This is a genomic window from Rubrivivax gelatinosus (assembly GCF_004340905.1).
GTDB classification, from domain to species: Bacteria; Pseudomonadota; Gammaproteobacteria; order Burkholderiales; family Burkholderiaceae_C; genus Rubrivivax; species Rubrivivax gelatinosus.
The window spans coordinates 124,657-138,456 of record NZ_SLXD01000011.1; the positions used below are offsets into that span (position 1 = coordinate 124,657).

The 13,800-nt window shown below is 72.4% G+C and carries 10 protein-coding genes; 5 read left to right on the forward strand and 5 right to left on the reverse strand.

What is annotated here, in order from left to right:
• Positions 1 to 12 precede the first annotated feature (12 nt).
• Positions 13 to 912: a DMT family transporter gene (locus tag EV684_RS17255; protein ID WP_132648534.1), complete on the reverse strand. Its 900-nt coding sequence runs from the start codon at positions 910 to 912 to the stop codon at positions 13 to 15.
• An 8-nt stretch (positions 913 to 920) separates the two neighbouring features.
• Positions 921 to 3,656: a bifunctional [glutamate--ammonia ligase]-adenylyl-L-tyrosine phosphorylase/[glutamate--ammonia-ligase] adenylyltransferase gene (gene glnE, locus EV684_RS17260; protein WP_132648535.1), complete on the reverse strand. Its 2,736-nt coding sequence runs from the start codon at positions 3,654 to 3,656 to the stop codon at positions 921 to 923.
• A gap of 119 nt (positions 3,657 to 3,775) precedes the next feature.
• On the opposite strand from glnE, the gene EV684_RS17265 reads away from it, so the two are divergent.
• Positions 3,776 to 4,576, forward strand: a complete 801-nt coding sequence (locus EV684_RS17265) for a carbon-nitrogen hydrolase family protein (protein WP_132648536.1) — start codon at positions 3,776 to 3,778, stop codon at positions 4,574 to 4,576.
• Here the strand turns inward: EV684_RS17265 and EV684_RS17270 are convergent, their stop codons facing one another.
• On the reverse strand, positions 4,577 to 5,728 hold the full coding sequence (locus EV684_RS17270; RefSeq protein ID WP_132648537.1) for an FAD-dependent monooxygenase: 1,152 nt from the start codon (positions 5,726 to 5,728) through the stop codon (positions 4,577 to 4,579).
• A 32-nt stretch (positions 5,729 to 5,760) separates the two neighbouring features.
• The gene (locus tag EV684_RS17275) at positions 5,761 to 6,429 is read right to left on the reverse strand and encodes a histidine phosphatase family protein (protein WP_132648538.1); all 669 of its coding nucleotides are present in this window, start codon (positions 6,427 to 6,429) and stop codon (positions 5,761 to 5,763) included.
• Positions 6,430 to 6,521: 92 nt separating this feature from the next.
• Here EV684_RS17275 and EV684_RS17280 point away from each other — a divergent pair, with 92 nt between their 5' ends.
• Positions 6,522 to 7,502, forward strand: a complete 981-nt coding sequence (locus EV684_RS17280; protein WP_132648539.1) for a potassium channel beta subunit family protein — start codon at positions 6,522 to 6,524, stop codon at positions 7,500 to 7,502.
• 90 nt (positions 7,503 to 7,592) lie between these two features.
• Entirely contained in the window at positions 7,593 to 9,779 is a 2,187-nt protein-coding gene (locus EV684_RS17285) for a PhoX family protein (RefSeq protein ID WP_132648540.1), read from the forward strand.
• Between the two features lie 30 nt (positions 9,780 to 9,809).
• Here EV684_RS17285 and EV684_RS17290 read toward each other — a convergent pair whose 3' ends face one another.
• The gene (locus EV684_RS17290) at positions 9,810 to 10,502 is read right to left on the reverse strand and encodes a nucleotidyltransferase family protein (RefSeq protein WP_132648541.1); all 693 of its coding nucleotides are present in this window, start codon (positions 10,500 to 10,502) and stop codon (positions 9,810 to 9,812) included.
• A gap of 78 nt (positions 10,503 to 10,580) precedes the next feature.
• On the opposite strand from EV684_RS17290, the gene tkt reads away from it, so the two are divergent.
• A complete protein-coding gene (tkt, locus tag EV684_RS17295) occupies positions 10,581 to 12,608 on the forward strand; it encodes a transketolase (protein WP_132648542.1) in 2,028 nt (675 codons plus the stop codon).
• 167 nt (positions 12,609 to 12,775) lie between these two features.
• On the forward strand, positions 12,776 to 13,774 hold the full coding sequence (gene gap / locus EV684_RS17300) for a type I glyceraldehyde-3-phosphate dehydrogenase (RefSeq protein ID WP_132648543.1): 999 nt from the start codon (positions 12,776 to 12,778) through the stop codon (positions 13,772 to 13,774).
• Positions 13,775 to 13,800: the final 26 nt, after the last annotated feature.

Here is a 13,800-nt window from a genome sequence, read left to right on the forward strand (position 1 = left end):
CCACGCGGGCGTTCAGCCGCGGTTGACCAGCGCGATCCCGGCGCACACGGCCGCCAGCGCGACCAGCAGCTGCGCCGTCGCCGGCTCGCCGAGGATGAGCACGCCGGCGACCAGCCCGAAGACCGGCGTCAGCAGCGTGAACGCCGACAGCCGCGTCGCCGGGTAGTGGCGCAGCAGCCAGAACCAGGCGAGGTAGCTGGCGAAGGTCACGACGACGATCTGGAAGGCCAGCGGCCACAGCGCGCCCGGCCCCGGGGTCATCACCAGCGTCTCGCCGCCGGCCCAGGACGCGGCGGCCAGCGCGACGGCCGACACCGCGAGCTGCCACAGCAGCGTCTTCTCGGGCGCCGCGCGGGCCAGCCGGCTGCCGCGCAGCGTCAGCGTCGTCAGCCCCCAGATCACCGCCGCGGCGACGCCCAGCGCGTCGCCCAGCCATTGCCGCTCGCCGGCCGTCGGCGCGTGCAGCCCCTCGGCGAAGGCCCAGACGACGCCGCCGAAGGCCGCCGCCAGCCCGGCCAGCTGTGCCGGGCGCAGGCGTTCGTCGCGCGCGACGAAGGGCATGCCCAGCGCGACGACGAAGGGCGCGAGGTAGATGAAGACCACCATGCGCGACGCGGCGGTGTGCTGCAGGCCGATGAAGATGCAGCCGAACTCGAGCGCGAACAGCAGCCCCATCGCCAGCCCGGCGCGGGCCGTGCCGTCAGCCTCGAACAGCCGGATGCCGCGCCAGCGCGCCCAGGCCGCGACCAGCAGCGCGGCGCCGGCCGAGCGCATCGCGGCCTGCATCAGCGGCGGGATCTCGGCCAGCGCGAGCTTGGTCGCGACCTGGTTCAGGCCCCACAGCGCGCAGCAGACGACGACGAGCACGACGGCGCGGCCGTCCAGCCGCGCGCGGCGGTCGGTCGGGGACATCGGGCGGGTCAGCCTGCGCCGAAGACGGCGCGCCAGAGCGCCAGCACCGCGTCGCGCTGCGGCGCCAGCCCTTCGGGCTCGAACTGCGTCGGCTGTTCGTCCAGGCGCGCGGTGTGCTGCGCGCGGCGCAGCTCGCGGTAGGCGTCGGCGGCGGCGCGGCCGACGCCGGCCGGCAGCAGGCCGCCGTCCTCGGCGATGTGCAGCAGCGCGATGTTGCCGAGGTTGCCGATCAGCGCCGGGTGGGTGCGCGAATGCGCCAGCACCAGGTACTGGACGGCGAACTCGACGTCCATCATGCCGCCCGGCGAGTGCTTGACGTCGTAGCGCCCGGCACGCACCGGATGCGCGTCGCGCACCTTGCGGCGCATCGCGCCGATCTCCTCGCGCAGCGCCTGCGGGTCGCGTTCGGCCACCAGCACCGCGCGCCGCGTGGCGTCGAAGGCCGTGGCCAGCGCCGGGCTGCCGGCGGCGCAGCGTGCGCGTGTGATCGCCTGGTGCTCCCAGGTCCACGCGGTGTTGCTGCCGCGGCCGACCTGGTAGCGCTCGAACGAGGCGATCGAGGTCACCAGCAGCCCGGAGTTGCCGTTGGGCCGCAGCGCGGTGTCGATGTCGAACAGCTCGCCGGCGGCGGTGCGCAGCGTCAGCCAGGTGATCAGCTTGCGCACGAAGGCGCCGTAGATCTCCTGCGCGCGTGCCGGGTCGGCCTCGTCGGCGTCGTCGAAGAGGAAGACGACGTCGAGGTCGCTGCCGTAGCCCAGCTCCTTGCCGCCGAGCTTGCCGTAGGCGATGACGGCCAGCGCCGGCTGCTCGCGGTGGGCCTGGCGCAAGCCGCTCCAGGCCCAGCGCACGGTGACGGCGAGCATCGTGTCGGCCAGCGCCGACAGGTCGTCGGCGACCTGCTCGACCGTCAGCTCGCCCTCGACGTCGCGCACCAGCGTGCGGAAGACCTCGGCGTGGTGCGCCTGGCGCAGCATGTCCAGCAGCCGCTCCTCGTCGCACTCGCCGGCACGGTCCCAGGCGGCGCGGCGCTCTTCGAGCTCGGCGGCGAAGCTCTCGCGGTCGAAACGCTGGTGCTGCAGCCGCGTGTCGGCCAGCTCGTCGATGACGCCCGGGTGGCGCATCAGGTACTGCATCGGCCAGCGCGCCAGGCCCAGCAGGCGCAGCAGCCGGCGCTGGACCTCGGGGCGCTCGGCGAGCAGCGCGAGGTAGCTCTCGCGGCGCAGCAGCGGCTCGACCCAGTCGACGAACCGCAGCGCCGCCTGCTCGGTGCAGCCGCCGTCGGCGATGCCGCGCGCCGCGGCCTGCATCAGCCGGCCCAGGCGCAGCCGGCTCTCGTCGCGCAGCGCCTGCACACGCGGCTGCGTCGCCCAGTGGCGCAGGCGCTCGGCCAGCGCCGGCGGCATCTTCTCGAGCAGCTGCTCGCTGTCGATCGGCAGCGGCCCGCCGCCGCACTGGCGGCAGCCGTTGCGGCCGTGGCCGTTGCCACCCCCGGCGCCTTCCATCAGCAGTGCGTCGAACTCGGCGGCCACGGTCTCGCGCGCCTCGCAGAGGCGGTCGAGCATGGTGCCGGTGTCGCCGCCGTCCGGGGCCAGGCTGGCGGCGATCCAGGCCAGGTCCTCGTCGCCGGTGGGCAGCAGGTGCGTCTGCTGGTCGTCCAGGTACTGGATGCGGTGCTCGATGCAGCGCAGCAGCACGTAGGCGTCGGCCAGGCGCTGCGCGGTCTCGGCCGACATCAGCCCGCCGGCGGCCAGCTTGCCCAGTGCACGCAAGGTGCTGCGTGTGCGGATCTCGGGGAACTGGCCGCCGCGCACGACCTGCATCAGCTGGACGATGAACTCGATCTCGCGGATGCCGCCGCGCGACAGCTTGACGTCGTTGGCGCGCTCCGGGCGGCCGGCAGCGCGGCGCTGGGCCTCGTCGCGGATCTTGCGGTGCAGCTGGCGCAGGCCCTCGAAGACGCCGTAGTCCAGGTAGCGCCGGTAGACGAAGGGCGTGACCAGTGAGCGCAGCGCCAGCGCGCGCTGGGTGCCGACGGCCGCGCGCGGCGCGACGATGCGGCTCTTCAGCCAGGCGAAACGCTCCCACTCGCGGCCCTGGACCTGGAAGTACTCCTCCAGCATGCCCAGGCTGACGACCGGCGGCCCGGAGTTGCCGTTGGGCCGCAGCGCCAGGTCGACGCGGAAGACGAAGCCGTCCTCGGTGGTCTCGCCGATCAGCGCGTACAGGCGCTTGGCGACGAAGGCGAAGTACTCGTGGAACGAGACCGGGCGCTCGCCCGTGGTCTGGCCTTCGTCCTCGTAGACGTAGATCAGGTCGATGTCCGACGAGACGTTGAGCTCGCGCGCGCCGAGCTTGCCCATGCCGATGATCCACAGGTCCACCGGCTGGCCTTCGGCGTCCAGCGCCGCGCCGTAGCGTTCGTCGGCGTCCTGTCTTGCCTGGGCCAGTGCCAGGTCCAGCGTTGCCTCGGCCAGCCAGGTCATCGTCGCGGTGACGGTGTCCAGCGGCGCTGCCTGCTCGACGTCGAGTACCGCCAGGCGTTCGAGTACCAGCTGGCGTGCGACACGCAGCGCGGACGGCAGCTCGCGGCCGCGTTCGCGCAGCGTGGCGACGAGCGCGACGATGGTCTCGAAACCGGGCGCTCCCGGCGGCAGCAACGCACGCTCGGCTTCGTAGCGGCGCCGGATGCGCTGCACGAAACGGCTGTGCGCCGCTGACACGGCGGCGCTCTGGACGGCTGACATGGACGACCCTCCGAAGGTCTTTGCTCTTGTCGAGGGCGCCGATTCTGCGCTGAAGGCCCTCGGCGTGCAGGCGGCAGGGCCGATGGCGATCTGCTATGGCGCTGAAGCAGAATGGCCCCATGAAGGTCGCCGCCGTCCAGATGGTCAGCACGCCCGATCTCGGGCGCAATCTCGAAGCCGCCGCCCGCCTGGTCGGCGAAGCCGCCGCCGCCGGCGCCGGTCTCGTCGCGCTGCCCGAGTACTTCTGCCTGATCGGCCTGCGCGACACCGACAAGCTGCCGTTTGCCGAGCCCGAGGGCGACGGCGCGATCCAGCGTTTCCTCGCCGACATCGCGCGCCGCCACGGCGTCTGGCTGGTCGGCGGCACGCTGCCGCTGCGTGCGCCCGACGGCCTGCGTGTCTACAACCGCTGCTGCGTCTACGGGCCCGACGGCGTCGAAGCCGCGCACTACGACAAGATCCACCTCTTCGCCTTCGACAACGGCCGCGAGCGTTATGCCGAGGCGACGACGCTGGCGCCCGGCGACACCCCGGTGGCGCTGCAGTGCGGGCCGCTGCGTGTCGGCCTGTCGGTCTGCTACGACCTGCGTTTCCCCGAGCTGTACCGCGCGCTGATGGCGCCGCCCTGCGACCTGCTGTGCGTGCCGGCGGCCTTCACCTACACCACCGGCCGCGCGCACTGGGAGCTGCTGCTGCGCGCCCGCGCCGTCGAGAACCAGTGCTACGTGCTCGCGCCGGCGCAAGGCGGCCAGCACGAGAGCGGCCGCCGCACCTGGGGCCACAGCCTCGTCGCCGACCCCTGGGGCGAGGTGCTGGCGGTGCGCCCGGAAGGCGAAGGCGTCGTGCTCGCCGAGGTCTCGCCGCAGCGCCTGGCCGAGGTGCGCACTCAGCTGCCGGCGCTGGCGCACCGGCGGCTGTAGTCAGCGCGATCCGAACATCATCCTGCGTGCCAGCCAATGGCGCGCCGGCGCGACCTGCTGCAGCGCTGCCAGCCCGAGACCGCGTGCCAGGCCCAGCCCGGGCAGCTGCCAGGTGAAGCTGCGCGCCAGGAAGTCGGTCGTCGCGATCGTCGCCCAGCGGTCGGGCGAACGTGCCCATTCGACCCGCGCCAGCGCGGCGTCGACGTCGGCGGCATGGCGCAGCGCGGCGACCAGTTCGTGCGCGTCGCGCAGCCCCAGGTTCAGGCCCTGGCCGGCGACCGGGTGCAGCGTCTGCGCGGCGTTGCCGATGCGCACCGAGCGGCCGTCGACCAGCGTGCGTTCGGCGTTCAGGCCGAGCGCGAAGTCCTTCAGCGGCGTGATCTCGCGCGGACGCCCGGCGGCGGCCGGCAGGCGCTCGGCCAGCAGCGCCAGGCGCTGGCGCGCGGCCAGCGGGCGCACCGGGTCGTCGTCGCTGGGCACGCACCAGACCAGCGAGGCGCGGCCGTCGGCGCGTGGCAGCAGCGCCAGCGGACCGTCGCGCGTGAAACGTTCGAAGGCCACGCCCGGCGGCAGCCCGTCCAGCGCCAGCGTGCCGACCCAGGCCGTCTGGCGGTAGTCGTGCACGACGGCCTTGCGCACCTGGCCGGCGAAGACGCCGCCTTCGGCGACGACCGCGAGGTCGAAACACTCGGCGATGTCGGCGTCGAGCTCGACGCCGCCGGCCATCGGCTTGACCGCCTGCACCGCGGTGCCCAGGCGCAGCCGCAGCCGGCGCGGCTCGGCGGCCACGGCCGCCTCCCAGCCGCGCTGCAGCGGCGCGACGACTTCGCCATACGTCGCCACCGCGCCGAGCAGCGGCACGCCCATCTCGGCGGCGCGGATGCGCACCTCGGCGTCGCCGAAGGACGGCGGCTGCTGCGAGACCTGCACCTCGGCGATCGGCTGCGGCGGTGCCCAGCCGACGAGGCGCTGCAGGAACTGCACGCTGCCCAGCGACAGCGCCAGCGTGCGCGGGTCGGCGGCGACGTCGTGTGTCGCCGGGCGGGCGTCGAAGACGGTGATGCGCGCCGCCGGCAGCAGCCGCGCGGCGTGCAGGGCCAGCGCCAGCCCGACCGGGCCGGCGCCGACGACGGCGATGTGGACCTCGTGCATCGCCCGATTCTCGCCGGCCGGCTTGGGCCCGCTCAGGTCGAGGTCACCCAGCCCCGGCGTTCCGGATGGTCCAGGTGCGGCAGGTGGTTGAAGGCGACGAGCATCAGCCGCTTCGGCGTGATCGCGACTTCGGTCAGCGCGCTGTTGCGGATGCGCAGGTTGAGGTCGATCGTCACCTCGTGCGGCGTGCGCAGCAGGTGGCCGACGGCGGTGCAGATCGGCCCGCCGCTGGCCACCAGCAGCACGTTGCCGCCCTGCACGCGCTGCACCTCGTCGAGCACGCCGACGATGCCGGCGCGCCAGTCGGCGTAACTCGGCATGCCGGCGGGCGCGATCTCGCCGGCCATCCAGCGCCCCAGCGCCGTGCGCAGCAGCTGGAAGTACTGGCGGTAGGACTCGGGCGTGTCGGCCGCCGGCAGCGGCTCGGGGTGGGTGGCCTTCAGCAGCGCCAGGCTGTCGTATTCGTCGAGCTGCGGCCGCAGCGCCGCCGGCGGCACCGCGCCGTGGCCTTCGGCGATCGCCTCGCAGGAGGCGCGCTGGCGCTTGAGCGAACCGTGGAACGCGGCCTCGAACGTGATGCCGCGCTCGCGGAACCAGATGCCGAGCTGGCGGCACTGGCGATGGCCGAGTTCGCTCAGCACGTCGTAGTCGTCGGCGCCGAACGAGGCCTGGCCGTGGCGCACGAGGTAAAGCGTTCCCATCGCGCCGATTGTGGCTGCCCGGTGCGGGCGCTGCTGTCGCCGCAGCGACCCACTAGCATCGGCCGCATTCCTTTCATCCGTCGGATCACCGCATGCAATACCGCCGTCTGGGCCGCTCCGGCCTGCGCGTCAGCGCGCTCTCGCTGGGCTCCTGGGTCACGTACCACAACCAGGTCGACGTCGACGCCGCCGTCGAGATGATGGCCGCCGCCTACGACGCCGGCGTCAACTTCTTCGACAACGCCGAGGCCTATGCCGGCGGCCAGAGCGAGCTCGTGATGGGTCAGGCGCTGCGCCGCCTGGGCTGGCCGCGGCTGAACTACGTCGTCACCAGCAAGTACTTCTGGGGCCTGGACCGCCAGGGCGAGGCCGTCAATCGCAAGGACACGCTGAACCGCAAGTACCTGATGCAGGCCGTCGACGCCTCGCTGCAGCGTTTCGGCCTGGACTTCATCGACGTCATCTACTGCCACCGCCCCGACCCGAACACGCCGATCGAGGAGACCGCGCGCGCGATGAACGACCTCATCGTGCAGGGCAAGGCGCTGTACTGGGGCACCAGCGAATGGAGCGCCGCCGACATCCGCGCCGCCTGGGAGCTGGCCGAGCGCCACGGCTGGCACAAGCCGGTCGTCGAGCAGCCGCAGTACCACCTGTTCCACCGCCGCCGTGTCGAGCAGGAATACGCCCGGCTCTACGAGGATCTGGGCCTGGGCCTGACGACCTGGAGCCCGCTCGCGTCGGGCCTGCTGACCGGCAAGTACCGCGGCGGCGTGCCCGCCGGCAGCCGCGGCGCGATGGACAGCATGGCCTTCCTGCGCGACGGCCTGACCGACGCGGCGAAGAACGCGGCCGTCGCCCAGCTCGAGCCGATCGCCGCTGAACTCGGCGGCACGCTGGCCCAGCTGGCGATCGCCTGGGCGGCCTGCAACCCGCGGGTCAGCAGCGTCATCACCGGCGCCTCGCGTGTCGATCAGCTGAAGGCCAACCTGGGCGCGATGGCGCTGGTCGAGCGTCTGACGCCGGAGATCCTGTCCCGCATCAATGGGGTTACCCAGGGTCTAGTGGACTGACGTTTGTCATGTCTCTGTCGCGAGCGCCCGGGAGCATCCGGGCTTTCGCGGCAGGCCCCCGCCTGCCCAGCACCCCAGCAGGAGCCAGGCATGAAGGGCAAGCAGCATCCGCGCAACGATGTCTCCCTCAACCCGTCGACGGCGCGTGACATCCACGCCGTCGTCGACGCCGTCGACCCGGCGCGCCGGCGTTTCGTCGGCCGCGGCCTGGGCGCCGCGGCGCTGGCCTCGGCCGGCGGGCTGACGCTGGGGGGCCTGGTCGACAGCGTCGAGGCGCGCCCGCTGGAACGCGCCACCGCCTCGTCCGGCCTGCCGGGCATCGGCTTCACCAGCGTGCCGCCCAGCCTGGCCCCGGTGGCCGACCGCGTGACCGTGCCGGCGGGTTACACCGCGCGTGCCTTCGTCGCCTGGGGCGACCCGATCATGCCGGGCGGCCCGGCCTTCGCCGGCGACGCACGCGAGAGCGCCGCCGAGCAGGCGCTGCAGTTCGGCATGCACAACGACGGCATGCACTTCTTCCCGTTCCCGCGCCGCGACGGCAGCGAGAACCCCGAGCACGGCCTGCTGTGCGTGAACAACGAGTACACGCACGAGGAAGTGCTGCACGCCGACGGCCTGGTCGGCGCCGGCTACACGCTGGCCAAGACGCGCAAGTCGCAGGCCGCGCACGGCGTGTCCGTCGTCGAGGCGGCGCGTCTGCGCGGCCAGTGGCGCGTCGTCAAGCGCTCGCCCTTCGGCCGGCGCATCACCTCCAACACCTTCATGCGCATCTCCGGCCCGGCGGCCGGCCACGCGCTGCTGAAGACACGCGAGTTCACGATCACCGACGCCGCGACCACGCCCACCGGCGGCACGACCGACGGCACGGTGGCCTACGGCACGATCAACAACTGCGCCCACGGCTGGACGCCCTGGGGCACTTTCCTCACCTGCGAGGAGAACTGGAACGGCAACTTCGGCGCCAACGGCACGCTGGACACCTCGGCGGCCACCGAAACGGCCAAGCTCAACCGCCGCTACGGCCTCAGCGCCTCGGGCAACGGCTATCGCTGGCACACCACCGACCCGCGTTTCGACCTCAGCGGCAACCCGAACGAGCCGCACCTGTTCGGCTGGGTCGTCGAGATCGACCCCTTCCGCCCCGACAGCACGCCGGTCAAGCGCACCGCGCTCGGCCGCTTCAAGCACGAGAGCGTGCAGCACGTCGTCGACGCCGACGGCCGGATCGCCTTCTACATGGGTGACGACGAGCGCAACGAGTACATCTACAAGTACGTCGCCAAGCGCCGCTACAACCCGGCGCTGCGAGCGGCCAACCGCCAACTGCTCGACGAAGGCACGCTGTACGTCGCGCGTTTCGACAGCGACCTGACGGGCGTCTGGCTCGCGCTCGCGCCCGACACCGTCGGCGTCGACGGCGTCAAGCTGCGCGACAACCCGAACTTCGCCGGCACTGACGACGCCGAAGTCCAGGCCAAGATCCTGATCAAGACGCGCATGGCCGCCGACGCCGTCGGCGCGACGATGATGGACCGCCCGGAGTGGACCGGCGCGCGCCCGCGCATCGCCGGTTTCGACGAGATCGAGGTCTATTGCACGCTGACCAACAACAACCGCCGCGGCACCAGCACCGCCTCGTCCAACGCCGCCGACGGCAGCACCGCCGCCGCCTCGGCGCGCCCGCCGGTGGACGCGGCCAACCCGCGCGAGGACAACGTCTACGGCCACATCATCCGCTGGCGCGAAGCCGGCCGCAGCGTCGCTGCGACGCGTTTCGCCTGGGACCTGTTCGTGCAGGCCGGCGACAGCGCGACGACCAAGACCGCCAAGCCGAGCAACGACTACCGCGGCGACATCGCCGACGACCCGAACGGCAGCGCCGACTACGGCGCGCCCGACGGCCTGTGGTTCGATGCCTTCGGCCGCCTGTGGGTGCAGACCGACCAGGCCGGCAACGCCGAGGGCGACTGGGTGCACATCGGCGCCAACTGCATGGTCTGCGCCGACCCGGCCACCGGGGCCACGCGCCGCTTCCTGACCGCGCCGCCGCACGCCGAGGTCACCGGCGTGACGATGACGCCCGACGGCCGCACGATGTTCGTCGGCGTCCAGCACCCGGGCGAGGACTCGACGGCGGCCAACCCGACGCAGTACTCGAACTGGCCGCAGGCGCAGTGGACGGTCGAGGCCGACGGCGTCACGCCGCTGCCCGGCGGGCGCCCGCGTTCCACGGTGGTCGTCGTCACCAAGGACGACGGCGGGATCATCGGGACCTGAGGCCGATCCGGGGCGGCCCTTCGGGGCCGCTCAGCCTAGCGCCGCGAGCTGCGCCGGCGTGCCGACGTTGTGCCACTCGCCGCGCCAGGGCTCGCCCGACAGGCGGCCCGCCGCGGCGGCGGCGAACAGCGGCGGGCCCAGCGGCGCACGCGTGCCGGTCTCGATCCCGGCGACGATCGCCGGGCGCAGCAGCGCGAGGTTGGCGTAGGTCCAGGCGCGTTCGCCGTCGCGCGACAAACGGCCGCCGGGGCCGAGCGCGAAGTCGCCGCGGGTGTTGAACTCGGGGTTGGGCACCAGCCAGAGGTGGCCCAGGTCGCCGCTGTCCTCGAAGCGGCGGCGCTCGGCGTCGTCGAAGCCGAAGTCCGGCGCGACGATGTCGCCGGACACGACCCAGAAGGCTTCGTCGCCGTGCGGCGCCAGCCACGGCAGCGCAGTCGCGATGCCGCCGGCGGTCTCCAGCGCGCCGCCGTACGTGGCCCCCTCGGCCGACCAGCGGATCACGAGCCCCCAGCGCGAACCGTCGCCGAGCGCGGCCGGGAACTGCTCCTCCCGCCACGCGGTGTTGATGACCACCTCGCGCACGCCGGCGCGCGCCAGCGCCAGCAGATGCCACTCGATCATCGGCCGCCCACGCACCGGCAGCAGCGGCTTCGGCGTGGTGTCGGTCAGCGGTCGCATGCGCTCGCCGCGGCCGGCGGCGAGGATCAGGGCTCGGGCGCTCATCGGCCGGCAGTGTAGGGGCGCCCTAGAATCGACGGCTTTCTCCACCCACGACGGCGCCCTCGCGGCCGCCGGCGCAGCATGGCCAAGACTTCCTCCCCCGACACCGCGCTGATGGCCAACGCGGTGCGAGCGCTCGCGATGGACGCGGTGCAGCAAGCCAACTCCGGCCACCCCGGCGCCCCGATGGGCATGGCCGAGATGGCCGTCGCGCTCTGGGGCCGCCACCTCCGGCACAACCCGGCCGACCCGAAGTGGGCCGAGCGCGACCGCTTCGTGCTCAGCAACGGCCACGGCTCGATGCTGATCTACGCGCTGCTGCACCTGAGCGGCTACGACCTGCCGGTCGAGGAACTGCGCAACTTCCGCCAGCTGCACAGCAAGACCCCGGGCCACCCCGAGGTCGACGTGACGCCGGGTGTCGAGACGACGACCGGCCCGCTGGGCCAGGGCATCACCAACGCCGTCGGCATGGCGCTGGCCGAGAAGCTGCTGGCCCAGCAGTTCAACCGCCCGGGCCACGAGATCGTCGACCACCGCACCTACGTCTTCCTCGGCGACGGCTGCCTGATGGAAGGCATCAGCCACGAAGCCTGCGCGCTGGCCGGTGCCTGGAAGCTCAACAAGCTGGTCGCGCTGTACGACGACAACGGCATCTCGATCGACGGCCAGGTCACGCCCTGGTACGTCGACGACGTCGCCAAGCGCTTCGACGCCTACGGCTGGAACGTCGTCGGCCCGGTCGACGGCCATGACGTCGCCGCCGTCGACGCCGCGCTGACCCAGGCCCGCGCCTCGGCCACCCAGCCGACGCTGGTGATCTGCAAGACGACGATCGGCAAGGGCTCGCCCAACCGCGCCGGCACCTCCAAGGCGCACGGCGAGCCGCTGGGTGCCGCCGAGATCGCGCTGGTGCGCGAAGGCCTGGGCTGGACCCACGAGCCCTTCGTCGTGCCCAAGACCGCCTACGCCGCCTGGGACGCGCGCAAGACCGGCGCCGCCGCGCAGGCCGCCTGGAACAAGGCTTTCGCCGCCTACCGCAGCGCCTTCCCCGAGCTGGCCGCCGAGTACGAGCGCCGCATGAAGGGCGAGCTGCCCGCCGGTTTCGCGCGCATCGCCGCCGACGCCGCGATCGCCGCGCACGACAAGGCCGAGACGGTGGCCACGCGCAAGGCCAGCCAGCTGGCCCTGGAAGCCTTCACCAAGGCCCTGCCCGAGCTGCTCGGCGGCTCGGCCGACCTGACCGGCTCCAACCTGACCAACACCAGCTCGACGCCGGCGCTGCGTTTCGGCGACGACGGCGCGGCCAACGGCGGCCGCCACATCAACTACGGCGTGCGCGAGTTCGGCATGGCGGCGGTGATGAACGGCGTCGCGCTGCACGGCGGCTTCATCCCCTACGGCGGCACCTTCCTCACGTTCAGCGACTACAGCCGCAACGCGATCCGCATGGCCGCGCTGATGAAGCAGCGTGTCGTGCACGTCTTCACCCACGACTCGATCGGCCTGGGCGAGGACGGCCCGACGCACCAGAGCGTCGAGCACGCCGCGTCGCTGCGCCTGATCCCGAACCTGGACGTCTGGCGTCCGGCCGACACCGCCGAGACGACGGTGGCCTGGACGGTGGCGATCGGCAACACCGAGCGCCCGACGGCGCTGCTGCTGTCGCGCCAGAACCTGCCCTACGCGCCCAAGGCGACGCTGGAAGACATCGGCAAGGGCGCCTACGTGCTCGCCGAGCCCGGCGAGGTGGGCCTGAAGAAGGCGCCGCAGGCGGTGATCATCGCCACCGGCAGCGAGGTGCAGCTGGCGCTGCACGCGCAGGCCCAGCTGGCCGCCGCCGGCATCGCCGTGCGTGTCGTCAGCATGCCCAGCACGACGACCTTCGACCGCCAGAGCGTCGAGTACAAGCTCTCGGTGCTGCCGGCCAAGCTGCCGCGCATCGCCGTCGAGGCCGGCGTCACCGACGGCTGGTGGAAGTACGGCTGCGCGGCCGTCGTCGGCCTCGACCGCTACGGCGAGAGCGCGCCGGCCGGCGTGCTGTTCAAGCTCTTCGGCTTCACGCCGGAGAACGTCGCCGCGGTCGTGCGCAAGGTGCTCGACCGCTGACCCGGTGGCCGGCGCATCCCGCCTTTGCCCACCACCGCCTACAGGGCGGCGCGTGACCCGTCGCGCCGCCTGCGGCAAGATCGCTCCCTAGTGGCGCCGGCCGGTCCGCGAGGCCCGGTCGCCCAGGCGCCGAAGCCCGTTCACCTTCACCGTTCAGGAGAGACGACATGACCATCAAGATCGGCATCAACGGCTTCGGCCGCATCGGGCGCATGGTGTTCCGCGCCGCGATCAAGCATTTCGACGACATCGAGGTCGTCGCGATCAACGATCTGCTGGAACCCGACTACCTGGCCTACATGCTGCAGTACGACAGCGTGCACGGCCGCTTCAAGGGCGACATCTCGGTCGACGGCCACACGCTGATCGTCAACGGCAAGAAGATCCGCCTCACCGCGATCAAGGACCCGGCCGAGCTGAAGTGGGGCGAGGTCGGCGCCGACATCGTCGTCGAGTCCACCGGCCTCTTCCTGACCAAGGAAACCGCCGAGAAGCATCTGGCCGCCGGCGCCAAGAAGGTCATCATGAGCGCGCCGTCCAAGGACGACACGCCGATGTTCGTCTACGGCGTCAACGACAAGACCTACGCCGGCCAGGCCATCGTCTCCAACGCCAGCTGCACGACCAACTGCCTGGCGCCGGTCGCCAAGGTGCTGAACGACAACTTCGGCATCAAGCGCGGCCTGATGACCACGGTGCACGCCGCCACCGCGACGCAGAAGACCGTCGACGGCCCGAGCAACAAGGACTGGCGCGGCGGCCGCGGCATCCTCGAGAACATCATCCCCAGCTCCACCGGCGCCGCCAAGGCCGTCGGCAAGGTCATCCCCGAGCTGAACAAGAAGCTCACCGGCATGTCCTTCCGTGTGCCGACCTCTGACGTCTCGGTCGTCGACCTGACCGTCGAGCTGAACAAGGAAACCTCGTACGAGGAGATCTGCGCGGCGATGAAGGCCGCCAGCGAGGGCCCGATGAAGGGCGTGCTCGGCTACACCACCGACAAGGTCGTCGCCACCGACTTCCGCGGCGAGAGCTGCACCTCGGTCTTCGACGCCGACGCCGGCATCGCGCTGGACAAGACCTTCGTGAAGATCGTCGCCTGGTACGACAACGAGTGGGGCTACTCCTGCAAGGTCCTCGAAATGGTGCGAGTGATCGCGGCCTGAAGACCCTGAACCCGGCTGTGGCCGGG

Coding starts and splice junctions, on each gene's coding strand:
- EV684_RS17255 (WP_132648534.1), bottom strand. CDS start 912: ATGTCCCCGACCGACCGCCGCGCGCGGCTGGACGGCCGCGCCGTCGTG.
- glnE (WP_132648535.1), bottom strand. CDS start 3,656: ATGTCAGCCGTCCAGAGCGCCGCCGTGTCAGCGGCGCACAGCCGTTTC.
- EV684_RS17265 (WP_132648536.1), top strand. CDS start 3,776: ATGAAGGTCGCCGCCGTCCAGATGGTCAGCACGCCCGATCTCGGGCGC.
- EV684_RS17270 (WP_132648537.1), bottom strand. CDS start 5,728: ATGCACGAGGTCCACATCGCCGTCGTCGGCGCCGGCCCGGTCGGGCTG.
- EV684_RS17275 (WP_132648538.1), bottom strand. CDS start 6,429: ATGGGAACGCTTTACCTCGTGCGCCACGGCCAGGCCTCGTTCGGCGCC.
- EV684_RS17280 (WP_132648539.1), top strand. CDS start 6,522: ATGCAATACCGCCGTCTGGGCCGCTCCGGCCTGCGCGTCAGCGCGCTC.
- EV684_RS17285 (WP_132648540.1), top strand. CDS start 7,593: ATGAAGGGCAAGCAGCATCCGCGCAACGATGTCTCCCTCAACCCGTCG.
- EV684_RS17290 (WP_132648541.1), bottom strand. CDS start 10,502: ATGAGCGCCCGAGCCCTGATCCTCGCCGCCGGCCGCGGCGAGCGCATG.
- tkt (WP_132648542.1), top strand. CDS start 10,581: ATGGCCAAGACTTCCTCCCCCGACACCGCGCTGATGGCCAACGCGGTG.
- gap (WP_132648543.1), top strand. CDS start 12,776: ATGACCATCAAGATCGGCATCAACGGCTTCGGCCGCATCGGGCGCATG.